14 protein-coding genes are annotated in these 17,225 nt (G+C 41.5%); 6 read left to right on the forward strand and 8 right to left on the reverse strand.

Annotated features, from left to right (window positions below; all coding sequences use genetic code 11):
• Positions 1 to 1,298: hypothetical protein (locus tag VF399_11395; protein ID HEX7320942.1), on the forward strand; the 1,298-nt coding region annotated here is incomplete at its 5' end.
• A gap of 205 nt (positions 1,299 to 1,503) precedes the next feature.
• Here the strand turns inward: VF399_11395 and VF399_11400 are convergent.
• The 3 genes from VF399_11400 to VF399_11410 form a co-directional block, all read right to left on the reverse strand.
• On the reverse strand, positions 1,504 to 2,367 hold the full coding sequence (locus VF399_11400; GenBank protein HEX7320943.1) for an aminoglycoside phosphotransferase family protein: 864 nt from the start codon (positions 2,365 to 2,367) through the stop codon (positions 1,504 to 1,506).
• An 83-nt stretch (positions 2,368 to 2,450) separates the two neighbouring features.
• Entirely contained in the window at positions 2,451 to 3,125 is a 675-nt protein-coding gene (locus tag VF399_11405; protein HEX7320944.1) for a nucleotidyl transferase AbiEii/AbiGii toxin family protein, read from the reverse strand.
• A complete protein-coding gene (locus tag VF399_11410) occupies positions 3,113 to 3,715 on the reverse strand; it encodes a hypothetical protein (GenBank protein ID HEX7320945.1) in 603 nt (200 codons plus the stop codon). Before VF399_11410 ends, VF399_11405 begins: the two co-directional genes overlap by 13 nt.
• A gap of 118 nt (positions 3,716 to 3,833) precedes the next feature.
• On the opposite strand from VF399_11410, the gene VF399_11415 reads away from it, so the two are divergent.
• Both VF399_11415 and VF399_11420 read left to right on the forward strand, forming a co-directional pair.
• Positions 3,834 to 4,313: a hypothetical protein gene (locus VF399_11415; GenBank protein ID HEX7320946.1), complete on the forward strand. Its 480-nt coding sequence runs from the start codon at positions 3,834 to 3,836 to the stop codon at positions 4,311 to 4,313.
• 95 nt (positions 4,314 to 4,408) lie between these two features.
• Complete coding sequence (locus VF399_11420) at positions 4,409 to 5,482, forward strand: hypothetical protein (protein ID HEX7320947.1); 1,074 nt, start codon at positions 4,409 to 4,411, stop codon at positions 5,480 to 5,482.
• Here the strand turns inward: VF399_11420 and VF399_11425 are convergent.
• The 3 genes from VF399_11425 to VF399_11435 all read right to left on the reverse strand — a co-directional run bounded on the left by VF399_11425 (position 5,474) and on the right by VF399_11435 (position 12,248).
• Complete coding sequence (locus VF399_11425) at positions 5,474 to 7,171, reverse strand: SBBP repeat-containing protein (protein HEX7320948.1); 1,698 nt, start codon at positions 7,169 to 7,171, stop codon at positions 5,474 to 5,476. The genes VF399_11420 and VF399_11425 overlap by 9 nt on opposite strands.
• A 73-nt stretch (positions 7,172 to 7,244) precedes the next feature.
• Entirely contained in the window at positions 7,245 to 10,502 is a 3,258-nt protein-coding gene (locus VF399_11430) for a tetratricopeptide repeat protein (GenBank protein ID HEX7320949.1), read from the reverse strand.
• A gap of 195 nt (positions 10,503 to 10,697) precedes the next feature.
• Entirely contained in the window at positions 10,698 to 12,248 is a 1,551-nt protein-coding gene (locus VF399_11435) for a YifB family Mg chelatase-like AAA ATPase (protein ID HEX7320950.1), read from the reverse strand.
• 282 nt (positions 12,249 to 12,530) lie between these two features.
• Here VF399_11435 and VF399_11440 point away from each other — a divergent pair, with 282 nt between their 5' ends.
• Positions 12,531 to 13,427, forward strand: coding sequence for a hypothetical protein (locus tag VF399_11440; GenBank protein HEX7320951.1), 897 nt, complete (start codon positions 12,531 to 12,533; stop codon positions 13,425 to 13,427).
• Positions 13,428 to 13,501: 74 nt separating this feature from the next.
• Positions 13,502 to 14,104 carry a hypothetical protein gene (locus tag VF399_11445; GenBank protein HEX7320952.1) on the forward strand — a complete coding sequence of 201 codons (603 nt, stop codon included), beginning with the start codon at positions 13,502 to 13,504 and terminating at the stop codon, positions 14,102 to 14,104.
• Positions 14,105 to 14,306: 202 nt separating this feature from the next.
• Here the strand turns inward: VF399_11445 and VF399_11450 are convergent, their stop codons facing one another.
• Positions 14,307 to 15,230, reverse strand: coding sequence for a hypothetical protein (locus VF399_11450; GenBank protein HEX7320953.1), 924 nt, complete (start codon positions 15,228 to 15,230; stop codon positions 14,307 to 14,309).
• 376 nt (positions 15,231 to 15,606) lie between these two features.
• On the reverse strand, positions 15,607 to 15,771 hold the full coding sequence (locus VF399_11455; protein HEX7320954.1) for a hypothetical protein: 165 nt from the start codon (positions 15,769 to 15,771) through the stop codon (positions 15,607 to 15,609).
• Between the two features lie 591 nt (positions 15,772 to 16,362).
• Between VF399_11455 and VF399_11460 the strand changes: the two genes are divergently transcribed.
• Positions 16,363 to 16,920, forward strand: a complete 558-nt coding sequence (locus tag VF399_11460) for a hypothetical protein (protein HEX7320955.1) — start codon at positions 16,363 to 16,365, stop codon at positions 16,918 to 16,920.
• Positions 16,921 to 17,225 lie beyond the last annotated feature (305 nt).

Raw genomic sequence — 17,225 nt, forward strand, 5'->3', positions numbered from 1 at the left:
GCACTTTGTTCTTCAAATGCTCGCGCAAGATCTCAACCTTTTTCTCGGGACTGATTCGCTGCCGTTTGCCTTCCATTTCGCTCCTTCCTAACCACCTTATTCAGCTAGGCCCGATTGTCAAGTTCCATCTGAAGCAGGACACCGCGGCTGAGACTGATACAAGAGTAAGCCTTGATCTTGAGGGTGTGGATATTGTGTATGTGATCACGAAGATATCTGAGCAGCTCGGCGGCAGATACGACATTGTGTGCAGCAATGAAGTGAAGGGCTATGTCACTGTTAAAGTAAATAATATCTCCTGGCGCGATGCATTATCAGCAGTCCTGCAAAATACCGGCTACGGATACAAACAATATGGGCATGTGTTGTTCGTCGACACACAAGAAAAAATTACTGAAGACGAGGAGGGTGGCGCGAAGCATATAGTCCTATATAATGTCTGGCCAAACGATGTCAACGAGATGTGTCGGCAGATCGAACCGTTACTCTCTTCTAAGGGGCACGTTTTCCCTGATGAACGGACCGGGCAGGTGGTGGTCATTGATCATGCCGCAAAACAAAAGCAGGTCAAATTTTTAATCGCTAAGCTCAAGAAGCCCGAGCGGCAGATACTTATCCAGGTTAGGATCATCAGCACAACAAATGTCATCAACGAGGCGATCGAACAGCGCTGGAACCTGCCGCTGTTGCGCCTGCCGGTTATCGGCATTGTATATCAGCAAGAGCCGGCCATTCAAGGTTACGCTCATGTCACGGCGGGCGTCATCCCTTATTTTGACAGCTTGCTGGATATGCAGATCCTGTCCGAACATACGCGAGGATATGAAAGCGTCACAGGAAGGCTATTGATCCTGGAAAACAGCGAAGGCACGCTCGCGACCGGTCAGAAATTCAGTGTCCTGATACGGGACCAAGCCGGTAATGCGGTCAGCCAATTCTACTCCGCGGGGTTCAAGGTTTCGGCAAGGATCAACGCGCTTGAAGGTATAACGGACGGCCTTCCTTTGATGTTGAAAATAAAACTTAAGATCGAGATGAGCAGCTTTGACCGAGCATCGGTGCTTGCCGGCAGGCCGATCATTCCGAGTTATGAGTCAGAACTTGAAACTTACGTGAGGGACGGCGAGACCGCGGTCATATGCAGGCGGATCGAAGGGCTGTTAGGCCAGCATGAAAAAGAACCGGGCTGTCTGCTGATCGCCAGGTTTCCCTTTATAAACCGTCTTTTCAGACCCTGGACACGTGTTGGCGACCTGACCCACCAGTACATTCTGATAACACCAAGGATCGTGAATTGATCATACAAGGTACTTCTCCCGTTATACGGGATACTCGGTTTTGCATCCAAATCACAGATTTGGGCAAAAACGGTATCGATGCTCCCTCGATAAACTCGGGATTAATCGAAAGATAAATTACTCATTACTGTTCGAGTGTAGTCGAGCGAAGTCGAGAACTACCTTACAAGGAATTTCTCGATGCGCGACACTTACTCGAAGAGTATTATTTTACGATAAACCGCTTTCGGAAAAGCTTGCGATTTGCATTGAACGAACAGTGAAATCGTGTCAGCGAATCGATCATAAATAATATCGGCAGGCGCTTGAAATACAATCGCGCCCGGTCCATCATGTGTTCGTCTTTTTTACCTTTGTATAATCGGAAAACTTTTTCGGCAAAACGCGGACCATATTCAAATAACCCGGTAAAATCACCGGCCGGATCGCCAAGAACACGGTCGCTGAAATCAATAATATTGATGCGCTTTTTCTGGTTGTCCCACAGGATATGGATATAGGTCAGATCGCGGTGGATCAGTACTTTCCGTTTATTTTTTTCATATATTTCAAGGGCCGATCTCAGTTCATTGAGAAAGCGCTTTATGATCTGCTTGTCATTTTTTGTCAGATCGCGCGAGGGGAAAAGTAAAGTTTTAACATTACGCACAAACCGGTCATAATATAACCGTACGTTTTCGCTCCGGATGCGACAGCGTTTGATCATATTTTGTGGTGTACTATGCAGGGTAGAGATGAATTCTGCCAATTGTTTGGCAATGGTTTGCCGGTCCTGGTCGGACAGTTTTTGAAATCGTGCGTTGGTCAATTCTTTCCCGGCAAGCATTTCATAGCCGGCAAATGATCTGTCTCTGGATACATAAGTGTATATAGGAATGCCAACATGCACTCTTTTTTTAAGATAATTCAGCAATGCAATTTCATTGCCAAGCTCGCGCAGGTAATAGCCATCCCGCGATCTTATATTGGGAAAGCGAAAAACGATATTATTTTTGCCGTGATCTCTCTCAAGGATCACTACGTGGTGGTCCCAGCCATGGGTAATAAAGCGGTATCTTTTCCACCGCAATCGCGGAAACTCGTTGTTTATTTTGTTAAGAAAGCGTTTACTATCCATGAGCGTAAATCGAGTTTTTGAGCTGCTGAATTTTTTTACTCACCTTTAATTTTATCGTTTATTGCTGCTTTCAGAATCTTGAAATTCTCTGCAATGTAATATTTCCGCTGGTCGCGTTCCAGGATCGAGCCCAGCTTGACCGTATAATCTTTTTTTGTAAATCCTTCGATTAGCTTTAGTGACTCCGATAGAGTAGATGGTTCATCGGGCAAGGCGATGCCCTTTTTGACAAGAAATTCAATGTCGAAGACATCCCGTATCTCTTTTCTGGTCATAAAACATTCGATCTTATTTAGCATCATATCCTTCAGCGAAAGTGCGGTTAAAAGCACCTGAATAGTGGTATGCTTGCTGTAGGCGATCACTTTTTCAGTTTCGATCTTCCGACGGATTTCTTTTCTGATCTCGATCTTGAGACTGCGGGGATATATCTTTGATCTTAACTCAAAAAGCAGCGTGTGATATTTATTGGCCGCATCGCTCAGCGCGTAAAAGGCGCTGAGCGAAGTCCTTATACCCTTGAAGAGCTTGGCAATATCAAGCGGTTTCTTGACTATCCAGAAGTCCAGATCAACCGAATGGCGGTTCAAGCCATGGCAAAGCCGCAGCATAGTACCGCCACAGAAGACAAGGGATCTAAGATAGCCCAGACTATTGAGCTTATCCAGCACTTCGATCTCGAACTGCTCTTGTTTGATTAGATCCTGCATAAACTCTTTACGATTTTTTGGGTACGATTCGGGTAGATCCGGATAATCTTTCTGATCGCCCCGGAGTCGAGTTTGGCAAGGTCGAGCGCGTCGATGTCAATCTTGTATTTTCCGAATGAATAAAGATATAGGGCATCAACCAATGCTTTTTCTTTTGAGCTGATAAAGACATCGCTATTGCTAAGGCGGGAAAACCCAAAATAATACTGTTTTTTCAGCTTATAGTAATTGAAAACCGTTCCTTTTATGTCGTAGATCACCGTTCTTTTTTGTGCCACGCATTCGATGACATTTCTTTGCACCTGGGTGGTCACGCCGTAATAACTCAGCGCGGTCACCAGGGAGACATGCGAAGGCACCTGAATAATGTTGGCAAGCCGCATAAACTGCTCCAGCGTGTACGCGCGCCAGTTCGAAGCCAATACATAGACATCTTTCTTTATGCGCAGGAAAACATCCGCGCTTGCGTAGCGAGATGCCATGACCCGCGCCGATTCCGGTTTGATGTCAAAAACACGGGCGAGGTCCGCGACCGTGAAATACAATCCGGATCCCAGTTCTTCAAATAGTCGAGCATTTCTTCTGAGCATAGTTAATTATCACTTTTGTTAATTATATATATTTAATAAATTTTGTCAATAAGTCATTTCGAATCTTGACAATCGGCAAGGCGGTATTATAATATTGTATGTATAAAAGGAAGGAAAGATGGAGATGAAAAAAATCTCTTTGATAGCACCTGTATTATGCCTGGTGCTACTTTCCTGCCATCATGTATCCCTTCGATGCGAGCCGGATGTGGTGGTAACTAATATTGATTATACATCTGACCCGTGTTCTGTGCCGTATGGAGATGCGCATCAGAAATTTGCTGATAACTACTACGGTACTGACTTGTCCTTTGATCTAAAAAACGCCCTGGTCGACCGGATGGCGGAGATCGCGGATTCCCTGGGTGAGGATGGTGATGTTCTGAAGGAGTGCGTTATCGCTGCGTACGGTGATTCGTGGGATAGCCAGCCCATGCGAATCCCATGCTATGCGGAAAAATGCGTTTATGATAGCAGTGAAGTCTGGGCGATCGTCTTTAACCGTGAAAACGACTACAACTCCAATATCGTTCATTTTGACCTTTTTTTCATATCGCTAGATACAAAGGCAGTTTTGTATACGGATGGATGTTATTGAATGCCTTTAAAACGATATCATACAAATCCAGACTGTCTTGTTTTATATGGTTTTTACATGGCAAACGGGATAATCCCGAAAAAAAAGGATGAATTATGAAGATAGCAAGAATAAATATATCACTTACACTTGTATTTCTTTTTTCTTTAGTAAGGAGTATAAATTCACAAGGACTGACAGTAACATCAGCCGAAAATCGACCAGGGGTGAGTTATCCTGATGGTTACGTGAATTCGATACGACTTAAACTCCATTTGCCATCCATGCCACGAGTCGGGGAAGTTTTCGAAGCGGAATTCACGGTTTTTTGTATTAATGATTTAGAAAATATCAAATTTGGACCAAATTATACAGTTACTTTTTCTAGTAATGCAGCTACGATAACAACTGGGAAAGAACATAATTTCTCTGGTTTTATGAAAAAGGGTGATTTTAAACAATTTAAAGTAAAAATGAAAATTAATAAAGCTGTGCCTACGGTTAGTATAGGTAGTGCTATTACTTCCAAAAAATGGCCAGCTCGAGAACTCGTATTAGTTATTTTTCTGATTGATTCACTAACTGGTCGGTATGGGACAAAGGAAGAGTATGAGAGGAAGTTGCCAGTTGAATACCGTTATGATTTTATTGACGGATCATTTATTGGTGCATACGACCAGACTCGTGTGTCATTGGAAGAGAACAGACAAATCATTAAAATGATGAAGCTGTTAGAGCCTGCATTGAGTGATTCAGAAGCCCTGCTTCTTCATTCAGATATGTATCGGATTGGAATTCCCAAAGGTGCAGCAATATGGGATGAAGTGAATAAACGGTGGATTGAAAAAGGAATATTTGAATATTATCTGAAAGATGGGTGGTACAAAGCGTTGCAACAGGGAATGCTCGAACAATGGCGGGAGGATGAAAAAAGAAAGATCGAAAACGAAGGAAAGGAAGGCAGTATTAATTTTTTTCATAGCGGTGATAGTAATAATGAAACAAAACTGACCTGCCCTGCTTCTAATAAATACATGGTAATAGGATTATTCAATATTATGGAGTTAAGCCGTAAGGCTTTTATTAAACTCTCACGAGTTAATTCCCAGCCTTTTGTCTTCCCGGATTCGTCCTTTTTGGTAAGTGCCTTCGCACCATTCGGCGACCGCCAACCCGTGTTCTTATCTTAAGAGTATCACTTTTTCGGTCTGTTGATAATCTCCCGCCTCTTGGTGCACGAAATAGATCCCGGCGGGAAGCCGACGGCCATGGGCGTCATCGCCGGACCAACATAGATTTGATTCATGATACATGATGCATGATTCAAAATTATTAGTTAAATCGTTAACAATTCGGCCTGAGATATCGTAAATCTTTAACGAGAAGTTTTTTATCCCGTAGCCTGCATCGTGCATCATAGATCTGATTTCTGTCTTTTCACTGAACGGATTTGGATGAACCTGTAAATTGTTACTTTCGGCGTTTGGATATAGTATTACCTTTTCATTTAATCCAACAAGAGGCGCTTTATATTTGTATTTTATAGTACAGTATTGCCAGAAGATGGATGTGGGATCATTACTCTGTCCCGTTACATAAATATAAACTGTATCATCCGTGCCGTGACTGCAGGCAACATCATAAGCCCGGTCATAATCTCCTACGCCCTGGTCATAATATATTGTCCAGATCGTATCACCATCTTTGGTGTAAGCTGTGGTTAGATAATCGTCATAATAAGGAGGTGTACTGCTACCCATGCCGGATATATAAATATTACCGTAATTATCCACTGCTACGCCATAGGCTTCGTCATAACCACCGTCATCATAAGCTCGAGCCCAACATTCATTCCCATTAATGTCGTATTTTATAGTGACATAATCAACCGCAGCCGAGTTCCAGTTCCCCTCGCCGGTAATAATGATATTATTCCATTGGTCAATCGCCATATCCCGAGGGACATCAGAGGCGCCTTGATAATCATGCCAGCGTATCCATTGCTCGTTTCCCAATGAGTCATATTTGATCGTCAAAAAATCCCAGCCGGTTCCACTGCCAAAGCCAATACCTGTTACATAGATATTCTGTAGATTATCAGTTCTGATCACCATTGCCTCATCCTGAGAGCTGGTATCATACCGACGGACCCAGAGTGTATCTCCATCAGGGTTGTATTTAATTGTTGCATAATCTTCGTCAGAAGAACCTCCTCCAATGAGATGGTCACTATATCCCGTCACTAATATATTTCCCGTTGCATCAAGAGCGATGCTGACAGCAACATCAGAATCAATGCTATCTGTGCAGCAATATTCCCGCACCCAAAGTTCATTGCCACCAGGAGAATATTTGATCGTTGCATAGTCAAGACCTGTTACAGTATTTTTTGCAAAACCGGCAACATAAACATTTCCTAATTCATCAGCGATCACTGCTTGTCCTCTGTCAGAACCAGCATTGAATGTGCCGGTATGTCTTCTTACCCACAGTTCAGTACCATTGGTGTTATATTTTATCGTGGCAATATCCTGAGAAGTAGTGAACCCTCCGTTACTTTCTCCTGTTACATAAACATTACCCGCAGAATCTACGTATAAAGCGAACGGCTCATCATTATTGTTTCCTGGACCGTTATAGACCTTTTTCCATATCTGATTCCCTTGAGCATTATACTTAAAAGTTACATAGTCTCTTGAGGTGGAAGAGGATTCAATACTCCAGCCGGTTATATAAATGTTGCCGGCGGCATCCACACCGACACATTTGGCACCAGCGCTGCCATTTGCAGGGCCATATCTCTTTACCCATTCGGTCTGGACTTGAGCAAACGATATGACAAAGAGACAAACCTCTAAATATATTAAACCTCTAATCATTTTTTCCTCCTTTTAATATAGTATATTATATTCTAAATTGTTGACAAATCTGTTGACAGAATTTCAGAGCTGTTCAGGAAAGTAACCGGCGGTATTCCAACTCGATTTCCTGTGACGGTGTTAATTCCAATTCTTCTCTGAGCAATGTCTTCAGCTTCTTGTATTGCGAGACAACTGCATTTTTATTCTTTAATGCGCTAAAACATTTTATCAACAGCAGATGTATGTTTTCAAGGAACGGATTGATGCTCAAGATCTTCTGAGATATGTCGATAGCCCCGGCATAATCCTTGTGCTCGAAATTTTTCAAGGCGATCGCTGACAATGCTCTTAAATGGCCTTCTTGATGGTATCTCCTTAGTTCTTCGATCCAATCTTCATAGAATTCTTCAAGAAACGGCGCCCGGTAGCGATTTATCGCTTTCGTATACTGTGAGATCGACTCTTCACTTTTTCCCTGAGATTCCAAGACTTTTGCTTCTTTTATTCTTTCATCAAATTCCACCGCATCGATCCAGATCTTGAATTCCTGGTTTAAAAAATATTTTTGATCCTTAAAGATAATAACTTTCAAAGGCGGTATTCCCGACATCTCGGCTATGGTTGCACGAATGTGATATAAGGCTGAACGGAGGTTCATTGATGCGCTTCGGGGACCGAGTTTAGGCCAAAACTTATCGAATAATTCGTCTTTGGTGAATTTTTTGGACTGGTTTATCAGGAAAAAAATAAATATTGCCTGCAGTGATCTTGTTCGCCAGTTTTTTTCCTGAACAGCGTTCCCTTTGTGAAATAGATCGAATTTTCCAAAGAGCAAGGCGGCTAAGTCGGCCTCCCTTGCTTCTGAGGGCAGTTTGATAAGTTCTTCTTGCGGCTGTTTTAACTGATCGTAGAGTTTTTTTACATAATCCATGGGTCCAACCTGCTTCTCCAAAGCAAATGATAAAAGATGTGAGCTTTCCGACTGATCTACAATAAATCTATCATACTTTTTTTCACACGCTAAGATCAGGACGCTGCTAAAATTTTCTTTGAATTTCTTAATATTTTTCGATCTTAAAAAGCAGTCGGCAAGATAAAAATATGCCTGTATTGTTTCATACTGAGCTTTGAATTTAATGTAAATCTTCAGGGCTTCATTAATGGCACGGATCGCAGAACGGATCCTTTTCGTATCCCTTGCAACAAGTCCTTTTGAGACCAGGAAGTTGGCATAGGCGATGTCTTTTTCTCGTGTCGGGATGCTTACGGATAGTTCACTCAGACACTCTTCTGCTTTAAGATAATTTTTTATCGAGCGGTAATCGTCGGCAAGGGCGGTCAAGATCTCGAAACACAGATTATCTTGCGCCATTTTTTGGCATAATTCCAGGGCTTCACGGCGGAGTTCAATTGCTCTGCTTTTTTTATTTAATTGAGATAACAATTCTGCTTGGATCAATTTGACGCTGAGCAGTTCTTTCTCATCATTGAAGTCATGTGCCAGTTTATACGCTTCCTGTAAATAACTCTCGGCCTTTTTGTAATCGCCCATCTCCACCATAATGCTCGCCACATTTCGATAGGATGTACATACACCCTGTATTTTACGATACTGATAGATTTTTATCGCCTTGCCGTACAGTTCAAGCGCCTTCGAGAAATCTCCAATGAGGTCATAGAGTGAACCCAGGTTATTCATTAATGTCATTTCAAGTCTCAGGTCGTCGGTTCCTGCGACCAGCCTTAATGCCTGATTAAAGCTGGTTATTCCATTTTCGTAGTTACCTGTATATTCGTAGAAGATACCTGTGAGATTGAGGATCCTGGTTTTTAACTTATTCAAATGAGAACCGGAGATCAATTTGTATGCAGATCTCGCGGCTCGCAAACCCAGACTGTGTTTGCCTCGATTTAAACTGATCAAACACCTGCCATAGAGCGATGTTGCCAATCCTTTTTTGTCCTTTTTGCGTCTAAAAAATCTACCAGCCTTAAGGTAAATAGCATCAGCCACGTCCAAACGACCTTGCCACCGCGCTATCTCGCCTTTAATAAAAAGCAGGTTGGGTTGTTTTTCGATCAGCGTATCGGGCAGCATTGAAAGCCAATTTTTCACAGTATCATATTTGCCTTTTTCGATTACATCCTCGCCGATTTTCTCTACAATCTGCGCTACCTTGCGGTATTCATTAATATCTTTATAGTGTCTGATCGCAGACTCGTAATTTCCGGTTTTCAAGAAATAATCACCAGCGCGTAAATGCATTGCATTGATTTGATGCTCATCAGTTTCTTTTTTGCATTTTTGGCTAAGAAAATCTTTGAAAAGCGGGTGATATTGATAACTGCTTTCTTGAAAATACGATAGAAAAATATGCTCGTTTTTTAAAAAGGATAGCATTTCATCCGAGTTCTCTATATCCAAAGTATGATCACATATTTCCGGATTCAGGTATTCCAGGATTGAAGTTTTAATTAAGAATTTTTGGATGTCTTGCGACTGGTTCTCAAAAACCTCTCCGGCAAAGTAGTTGAAGATCTCTTCGCCGGATGCGATATAGCCATTCAGGGTATCTTTCGCTTTATCTTCGCCAGAAGTACTGATTTTCTGCAAAATCAACTGAATTGCGGTTATCCAACCCTCAGAATGCTCTTCAATGCGCCCAATCTCGGGATCAGAAATCTTTAGTGCATAAACCTCTTTCAAGAGGTCCTGGATTTCTTTAAGATCGAATTGCAGTTGGTCTTTTTCGAGTTTAAATAGTTCCTGCTTGGCAAAATAATACGGCAGGTTCAAAGGCGGGGTAGAACGGGATGAAATGATCAAATGCAGATTTGCGGGCAGATGGCGCAATAAATAATCCAGGGCATTGCTAATTTCTCGGTTCTGCTGCAAATGCTGATAGTCGTCAAGGATAAGATAAAACTCATGCTCTCCCTTTATTCCTATTCCCTTTAGGGAGAGGGTAGAGCGGGAGGAATGTTCCCCAAATTCATTAATGAATGTGCCCACTAAGATCTCGATGTTTCTGGTCTGGAGAATGATGCTTTTTGTCCTCTGTCCAAAATCCCGAAAATACCTCTGAATGCCGCTGACCAGATAATTAAAGAATACCGCAATGTCATTATCCGATGCATCCAGGCTATAAAACACAAATGGTTTATCGAATTTAGCGCAACACAGGGCTAAGAGCGTGGTCTTGCCATAACCGGCATCCGCACAGATGAGAATGAGTTTTTTGTCTAAATTCCCATTGAGTAAATGTAAAAGCCGGTCGCGGTGCAGAATCTTCCCTTTTATCTGCGGCGGCTGGAGTTTGGTCTGAAGAATCATATCTTCCATAGACATGGTCTCTCAATTGAATCTTAACTAAAAATCAAGCAAAATCAAGGAATTTAAGATGCTTTAACAGGGCTTGGCGTGCGGATTACCGCCTACGGTCCATGGGTATTATTATCACTGCGCTGTCGTTTGCGTCTCGCTTCCTAAAACGATGTATTTATATAGGAAAATAAAAACGAGGAAATCGAATAAGCTATATACCTATAGTTTATTCCAGACATCCTTATCCAGACTCCGGTACTGTATCGCCTCGGCGATGTGCTGGATCTTGATACTGGAACTGGACTCCAGGTCCGCGATGGTCCGGCCGACTTTGAGGATCTTGTCGTAAGCCCGGGCCGAAAGCCCGAATTTTTCGATCGCGGTCTTTAAAAGATTCTGGGATTCGTCGTCGATCGGGCAGTATTTCCGGATCGCTTTTGCTTCCATATGGGCGTTGCAGTAGATCTTCCTGCCTTTTTCTTTTTCCGAAAACCTCTCGAGCTGAGTTTCCCGCGCCTTGTTCACGCGGGCGCGGATCGTTTCGGACGGCTCGCCCGGCGTGGCGGTCTTCAATTCGTCGTATTTCAAACCCGGAACTTCGATGTGAATATCAATGCGGTCAAGCAGGGGACCTGAGATCCTGGCGCGGTAGTGCTGGATCTGGTAAGGCGTGCACCGGCATTCATGATAGGGATCGGTAAAATATCCGCAGGGGCAGGGGTTCATGGCTGCAGCCAGCATAAATCGTGCAGGATATGTCAGGGTTATTTTTGCCCTGCCAATGGTGACTGAACCATCCTCAAGAGGCTGCCGTAAAACTTCAAGAACATTTTTATGGAATTCAGGCAATTCATCCAGGAACAAGACGCCATTGTGCGCCAATGATACTTCCCCTGGTTTTGGAACATGCCCGCCGCCGATTATGCCCGCGTCTGAAATTGTATGATGAGGCGAGCGGAATGGACGTGTGCCAACCAGCGGGTCGCCCGTCTGTAATGTTCCCGCGACTGAATGAATCTTTGTCGTTTCCAAAGCTTCATCAAGGGTCATCCTGGGGAGTATTGTAACAAGCCGCCTTGCGAGCATTGTTTTGCCAGTGCCGGGAGGCCCGATCATAAGGATATTGTGACCGCCGGCCGCGGCGATCTCCAGCGCCCGCTTGGCGTGGTACTGACCTTTGACCTCGGCAAAGTCGATCGAATACTGCGACGCGGCATTAAATATTTCGTTGCGGTCAACCTGGGTCGGGTTAACCGCGATCTCGCCGTTTAAAAAAGCGACGACCTCGATCAAATTTTCAAAAGCGAAAACATCAATGCCTTCGACGATCGCCGCTTCTTTGCCGTTCTGTTTGGGAACAATTACGCCGGAAAGCTTGTTTTGCTTGGCGGCAAGCGCGATCGAGATCGCGCCTTTTATCGGACGCAGTGAACCATCCAGCGAAAGCTCGCCCAGGATAGCGTATTTCTTCATGGACGTTTCGCGGATCGTCGCTGACGCGGCTAAAATACCGATTGCGATCGGCAGGTCAAAACTTGAACCTTCTTTCTTAATGTCAGCTGGCGCCAGATTGACGGTTATTTTCTTGGTTGGAAACCTGAAACCCGCATTCTTTATCGCCGCGAAAACCCGATCCTTTGATTCCTTGACCGCGTTATCGGGCAGACCGACCGTGGTGAAGGCGGGCAGGCCGCCGGACAGGTCAACTTCCACATCCACGAGATATCCCTCGATCCCGTACGTCGCACAAGATAGGATTTTTGATAACATGGGGGTAAATATAATCAGAACGCTATCGATGTCAATATCATTGTGATCGATCACCTCGGTAGGTATTAAAAAATGAAGTTATGAGGATGAGAGGTTATGAGGATATGATTATATGAGGATATGAAGATAGGAAGTTATGAGGTTATGATATCTTATAAACTAAAAAGACGAAAAAGACAAAATAGACCATTGAAACAATGATGTATTAACCCTTGACACTGCGTAGTATGTTATTAAAATAAAGAAGCAGGATGTGTGCATATTAAAACAGGATGGCAAAAAATGAAGACCTTTGTTTTTGCGCTTCTAATCGTAAGCATAAGTTTAGGTCATGCTCAAACAGAAACAACAGCAGATACGGTGATAAATAGCGGCTGGGTGATAGCGTATGGGCGTTTACTGAATAAACCGTATAAATTAACAATGCTAAATGACACAACATATGTTAATGGTATAGAAATGGAGCCTCCGCATGATTATTACCCTCTTCAGCCAAGAACACAACCAATGGGTTTAATAAATACAGATACCGGAGAAATAGTCATTCCCAAAATGCACGCTTTTCATTTAAAGCTTAGGGATTTATGTGAAAAATGGAAAAAGAATTATAATAATGACAGCATAGTAAAAAAAATGTTGTCTGCGTATATCGATACACAGCATCTGGTTAGGATAAAAGAATATGTTTTTTATGGCAGCGGCGTAAAAATAACGTATGATTATAAGTGGAAGGATCTCTACCTAAATCTTGAAAGCGACGAAAGGCAATTAGATACTTTGTACATGGGAATCTATGCGGATCTTCCCATAGATATAAAGTCCGATTATGAGCAATACCAGGCAAAGCATGCATCCGATTTTGAGCAATTCAAAGCAAAGTATGCAATGGAAAAGGAAAATCGTGATAAGAGAAAACAAACTCAGCGTAAACTTATGTTTAATATGATAAAGGGTATTTTAAATCAAAGGGGACTATTTTTTGTTGATAACTGGGATATGATGACGATGTCAGCTGAAGTCGCGGACAGCGTTGTATTAGCCATAAGAAAAATAATTAATACACAAATACCTGATTCTCTGAAAGTAATTGAGATCCAGCGTTTTGTACATATGCCGGATGAAGGTGCAATGGAAATCCTAAATAACAGCGATTCGTGGAAAGAGGATAATGATAAATAATCAATGGAAGATGGCAAGGTGCATTGTATTATATCAATTTCTTTGTTATGATATGATATATTCATGGAGAAATCATGTCTATCTATAAATCATGGGAAGAATATTTTAACCGATTGCTGCGCGACATAGCCGCAAAATACCAAGGTAAGGTAAACGAACCGAAAAAAGTGAGATTGGACGAGATTTTTCATTATTCCGACTATTCGGGTACAATCAATGCTCATTATGTTATTATAGTGATCAATCAGTTCGTATCTTTAGACCAGGGCATCACGCAAATATCAGGCAGCGATGATATTGAATATCTTCATTTGAAAATCAAAACGAATAGCAGATTAAATTTTCAATTGACTAAAGAAGATCTATCCACCAAAGTGGCTAAATTCATGCATCTTGAAAGTGAATTCAAGACCGGTAATACAAAATTTGATACCAAGTTTTTAGTTAAAATAAGATCAGAAGAAGATAAAACAATAATTTCAGATTCTCGTCTGCAGGAACTAGTGTATAAATTGGAACCGTTTGTTCTCCTTGAGTTAAAGGACGGCATTCTACATTGGGCGCAAACGATCATAAGGGGAGAACAGCTTAGATTTAGTGAGGTCGACAAATATCTGGGATATTTATTAACACTTGCCGATATGTTTACACAACATCTGCGGGGGAATAGTGATTAGAGAATATAAGAATAGTGGACCGGTGGAAGACGGGAAGTGGAGTAACCATAATAACTGAAGAAGTAAGAAGTAGGAAGTGAAAGGAATAAAAGAAGAAGATGAAGATTAAAGGAAATTTGGATGAAGACGAGAAAGTATGTTGTATTTTATCGGGGGATGTGGAAGGGACGATAAAGGCGATGGAAGTAGTTGTTGATATAAACTAGTCGTTTGTTTTTTTGTTGATATTCTCCATCAATTTTGATATTAACTGTTTTACGAGCGATCCAAGCCGTAAAGATAATCTATGCAGTCGTTCTCTCTCAATGCCTTTATGGGTAAATTTACCTCGAGCCCTTATGATTTCACGGATACTTATCTCACTGTCATTATCCGGAATCTTATATTTTTCTAAAGTTCTTATAATATTATTTGCATTACTCTCAGTCTTCAAGGCACCAATTCGACTACATATTGTTGTGATACTATCTGGTGCGATTTGTTTATCATTGCAAATACGCCTGGCATTTTCTATTATTTCATCGATAAGTGTAGGATCATATGGGACTGAAAATTCTTCGGTAAGGCTTTCTAATGCTATGAAGAGTAAAATAAATCGTAAACCTTCTTTTTCTTGAAAATGGGATATACGATATAAAGATAAAGCATTTTCAATTTTGTTATACAATTCGATGTTGTCATATTTTTTAACTGTATCTTTTAATGCTTCCTCTATTTTATATTTGATATCCGGGTCATAAAATTGACCGCCTGCTATTCTAACTAATGGAATAAGCCTTTTTTCATATATTAAATCCCCGTGTTTATTTTTGTCATACGGATAGATGTAGTAGGATATTTCATCGAAAGCGTGATTACATCTTATGGTCAAAAAATTCAAAAATCTTCTGAAGTTTTCAAGGCTGTTATAAAAGAAACCATCATCATCATCGGTTTGATCTTCAAGTATATACGCAAAAATTCCTTGAGCTAAATCGCCAGAAATACCCTTGCTTAATGGAATTATTGTGATATTTTTCCAAGTCAGCTCTTCCATCGGTCTAAAATCAAAAATCCTATAAATTTCACCAGGAAAGTATATTGGAAAAATGGAGGTTGCGTATAAACATATGGCTTGATTTTTCATATTTATTCCATGTTTTATCTGCTAGATAATATAACAATATAATCCTAAGTCAATACTTCCGTTATTTCAAACGGCACCTTTAATATTTCCCCTGCTGTTTGTCCCGTTAGAGAAAATTGCCTATCTAAATCGGTGGTTGTTTTCCAACAAAGCAGACAGAGGTTCAATATTACCATTGCGCATTCATGTTAGATCGTAGAGTTCTCTAACGGGATTTGTTGTCTATGACACCAGGATGTTGTGCCCGCCGGCCGTTCAACTTGGGGAGGATGATGCCGTCCAGGCCGTTCTCCCGGCTGGCCAAGTCCACCTCAACCTCGACGAGATAGCCGTCGATGCCGAACGTCGCGCAGGAAAGGACTTTGGCTAAATGGATTTACAGACCGAGCAAGATTACAACACCGGTCGCGATGGCCAAGATCGCCATTATCAAATACAGACCTGCAATGTTCACATGGAATAATGAGAACAGACCGGTCAGAATAAGCCAGATGCTCAGCAAGATCATGCCCACGCTTTTTGTTAGTTTAATATTACTCATTGTGTTACCTCCTTTTGTTGTTTTCAATTGAAAATCAACTCTTTTTAATTATTCGGTATCATTAACAAAATCAGGAAATTATAATTCTATTTTATGATTTGTCAATCCCCAAGGCAACGTTTCGGCATGATCTTTATAGCTCAAACAAGTTGTAAAAGAAACGAATTGAATCGATATTAATCCGATAAATAGGTGCCACGTTGCTGATTACCCGGGGTTGGTGGGGTAGATTGACGCCCTGATTCGACAGTCGGCAATTTTCTCTCCATTATCCAAATTTACTTGTAACTTCAAACGGAATTCTGAAACATTTACTGCCTGTTTGTCCCGTTAGAGAAAATCACTGGTTTCAATCGGTGGTTGTTTTCGAACCAATAGATAGTGATTTAATACCAAAGCCGCGCATTGCCGTGAAAGGGCAGAGTTCTCTAACGGGATTTGTTGTCTATAACGCCAGGATGTTGTGGCATGATATATAAGGGGTTGGTTAGTGACAGTGAAGAGAAGGTCGAAAATAAGAAGCTGGTGATCGTGTAATCCCGTCCACATTGACTTCAGTAATAAATTATATATAATTTTCAGGAGGATATTATGACCAAAAGAATGCTTATGTCCCTTGTATTGAAGATTTTAGCTGTGATGGCTATAATGTACGGTATTACACTTGTTCCATTAATATTTTTTGCATTAACAGTTCAATTTTCTCCACTGCATGTTGATGCCATGAGTTGGTATGCATGGCATTGGTATTTAGTAATGGCAATAGCACAACCGCTTGTTTTCTTCGTATTGGCATTTATATTATTACGATGGTGCGATTTCTTCGCCAGGAAATTAATAACTGATGATAGCTTAATCACAAGTGCCATAGGAGATGAGTGGGAAAAACAATTCTTTACGCTTGCATTACGCATAATAGGTGTTGTATGCGTGGTATATGGAATCCCGCTATTAGTAGAGAATGCATGTCAACTTAAATTTATGTCATGGTGGGGTAATCCCTTTGAATGGGCAAAAATAGTAAGTGGTTTTGTTTTGATCTTCACTGGCATATATTTATTATCAGGTGGTAAACGAGTTGTCGCATATGCTTTTAGGGTGCCACATCATAAAGATGAATCCTCAAACAATGGTAATACCAATCAATAACAACTAAGATTCTTATTGAGCCGTATAAAAATATCTATTTTTTATACAGGCATTTAATAATTGACTAGTCGACAAATGATCCAAGGATTGATTCATTGAGTAATATCCTTATTTTTAACCAACCTCACTTGTAACTTCAAACGGAATTCTGATATATTTACTGCCTATTTGTCCCGTTAGAGAAAATCACTGGTTTCAATCGGTGGTTGTTTTCGAATTAACAGACAGTGATCTAATGCCAGCGTCGCGCATTGCCGCGAATGGGCAGAGTTCTCTAACGGGATTTGTTGTCGATAACACCAGGA

Source organism: bacterium, from assembly GCA_036382775.1.
Taxonomy (GTDB): Bacteria; Hydrothermota; Tepidihabitantia; order SM23-42; family JAOAFX01; genus DASVHD01.

Coding starts and splice junctions, on each gene's coding strand:
- VF399_11435 (HEX7320950.1), bottom strand. CDS start 12,248: ATGTTATCAAAAATCCTATCTTGTGCGACGTACGGGATCGAGGGATAT.
- VF399_11415 (HEX7320946.1), top strand. CDS start 3,834: ATGGAGATGAAAAAAATCTCTTTGATAGCACCTGTATTATGCCTGGTG.
- VF399_11440 (HEX7320951.1), top strand. CDS start 12,531: ATGAAGACCTTTGTTTTTGCGCTTCTAATCGTAAGCATAAGTTTAGGT.
- VF399_11460 (HEX7320955.1), top strand. CDS start 16,363: ATGACCAAAAGAATGCTTATGTCCCTTGTATTGAAGATTTTAGCTGTG.
- VF399_11450 (HEX7320953.1), bottom strand. CDS start 15,230: ATGAAAAATCAAGCCATATGTTTATACGCAACCTCCATTTTTCCAATA.
- VF399_11430 (HEX7320949.1), bottom strand. CDS start 10,502: ATGTCTATGGAAGATATGATTCTTCAGACCAAACTCCAGCCGCCGCAG.
- VF399_11425 (HEX7320948.1), bottom strand. CDS start 7,171: ATGATTAGAGGTTTAATATATTTAGAGGTTTGTCTCTTTGTCATATCG.
- VF399_11410 (HEX7320945.1), bottom strand. CDS start 3,715: ATGCTCAGAAGAAATGCTCGACTATTTGAAGAACTGGGATCCGGATTG.
- VF399_11420 (HEX7320947.1), top strand. CDS start 4,409: ATGAAGATAGCAAGAATAAATATATCACTTACACTTGTATTTCTTTTT.
- VF399_11405 (HEX7320944.1), bottom strand. CDS start 3,125: ATGCAGGATCTAATCAAACAAGAGCAGTTCGAGATCGAAGTGCTGGAT.
- VF399_11455 (HEX7320954.1), bottom strand. CDS start 15,771: ATGAGTAATATTAAACTAACAAAAAGCGTGGGCATGATCTTGCTGAGC.
- VF399_11445 (HEX7320952.1), top strand. CDS start 13,502: ATGTCTATCTATAAATCATGGGAAGAATATTTTAACCGATTGCTGCGC.